We start from the raw sequence: 1596 nt of genomic DNA, 5'->3' as shown, positions 1-1596 counted from the left end.
AGCTTGATCTTTAAGGCTGCTGCTCAGCCCCGCTGCGTCTAGGCATATCCGTTTTGCGCTGTTTCTTGCCGACTGGGTGGCGGGGTGCGGGTGTGGAGGTGCGACCCTTGGGGCGGCCTGGGCCGGGGTGGGAGGCTTTTGGTGCGCGGGCTGGAGTGCCCACGGTCCGTCGGATGCGGGAATAGCCGCGCCGGACCCGGCCGGGGGTGAGCTGATCCGGTGTCAGGGGCTTCTCCCAGGGCCGCCGGAGGTCCTCGGTCAGGGGCCGGGCGAGACGGAGCTGCGCGTAGGCGGCGAGGATCAGCCACACCCACCGGTCGGCCTGTTCGGGGGTGCGCAAGCGGGGTCGGGTCAGGCCGAGCGTCTGCTTGAAGAAGCGGAAAGTGTGCTCGATGTCGAACCTTCGAAGGAAGATCCGCCAGAGGCGGTCGACGTCGTGCGCGGTGGCGTCGGGGTCGCTGTGCCACAGCCATAGCGGCTTGGGGTCGCGATTGCCGGGCAGGTGCTCGACCGCCAGATGGACCAACGCTCCCTCGACGATGGGGAGTTCGCCTTCGTGCTCAGCCCAGGAGCCACGCCGGTCCAGCTTGGGGTGCAGGCGGCCCCAGCAGCGGGCGAGGACTTGACCGAAGCGGTCGTGGACGCCGGCCGACTCCTGGACCGGCACCGGATAGGTCGTGGCCTGGGCCAGGCGGAACTCCGCTCCGTGTCGGGGCGGGCGCCCGGGGTTCGTTCCGCGGCGCTTGCCGGCCGGGGCACGCATCACCCGGTCGGCGCGGATACGTCCCAGTAGCCGCACCGGCTCCTCGCGCAGCAGCCAGGTCAGGCGCACGATGTCGTAGCCGGAGTCCAGGACGAACAGCACCGGCAAGTCTCCCGGGCGCCACTGCCCAGCCCGCTCCAGGCGGGCGACAAGGTCGCGGATCTGGGCGGCGGTGACCTCTGTGGGATCGTCCTGGGGCCCCAATCGCACCGCGTCCAGCGGCCCGGTCCACGAGGAGCGACCACCGCCGAGGGCCGCCGCGACCTGGTAGGGCCAGCCCGGGATGGTCTGACGCACCCCGTCACAGCGGCACGGACGGTGGCAGTGCAGCCGCTGGGGCGAGCATTCGGCATCCGGACGCGGCCACGCGGTGACGTCCAGCGCGATGGACAGTTGCCCGTCCGTCCCGCGCGGCAGTGGCAGTCCGGCCAGCGCCACCCGAAGCCGGGACACGTTGATGTGCCCCTGGGCCAGCGCGTCATACATCGCTCCGTGCCCGCGCCGATGCACCCCCAATAGCGAGAGTTCCGGCAGGGACGTCACCGGCCCGTCGGCGCACAGCACCGCGTCCATGAGCTCGAACAGAGCATCCGCCCGCAACGTCAGGCACTCGTAGAGCTCACGGCGAAACCGGGACAACCCAGCCAGGGCCTCGACGCGCACGGCGCCGTCTTGCAGACTGTCCATCACGGCCTTTGGTTGATCAACGTGTCTCTTGGCGGAAACACATGATCAAGCAGAGGCCGCCCAGCTGTCAGGCGAACGACAAACCCCACCAAGAAATGATCTTGGTGGGGTTTAAAGCCAAGCTTAGAGCGTGCGCGGATAGGCGG

General features: G+C 69.5%; 1 protein-coding gene. It reads right to left on the bottom strand.

From position 1 onward, the window contains the following. Positions 1–10: 10 nt before the first annotated feature. Complete coding sequence (locus ACFU8W_RS52430; protein WP_384052989.1) at positions 11–1450, bottom strand: NF041680 family putative transposase; 1440 nt, start codon at positions 1448–1450, stop codon at positions 11–13. Positions 1451–1596: the final 146 nt, after the last annotated feature.

The organism is Streptomyces sp. NPDC057565, from assembly GCF_042801455.1.
In the GTDB taxonomy this organism is placed as follows: domain Bacteria; phylum Actinomycetota; class Actinomycetes; order Streptomycetales; family Streptomycetaceae; genus Streptomyces; species Streptomyces yanii.
This window is presented reverse-complemented; position numbering and strand designations above follow the sequence as displayed.

Bases quoted from the DNA above. Each gene is read 5' to 3' on its own strand.
- ACFU8W_RS52430 (WP_384052989.1), bottom strand. From the start codon at position 1,450: ATGGACAGTCTGCAAGACGGCGCCGTGCGCGTCGAGGCCCTGGCTGGG.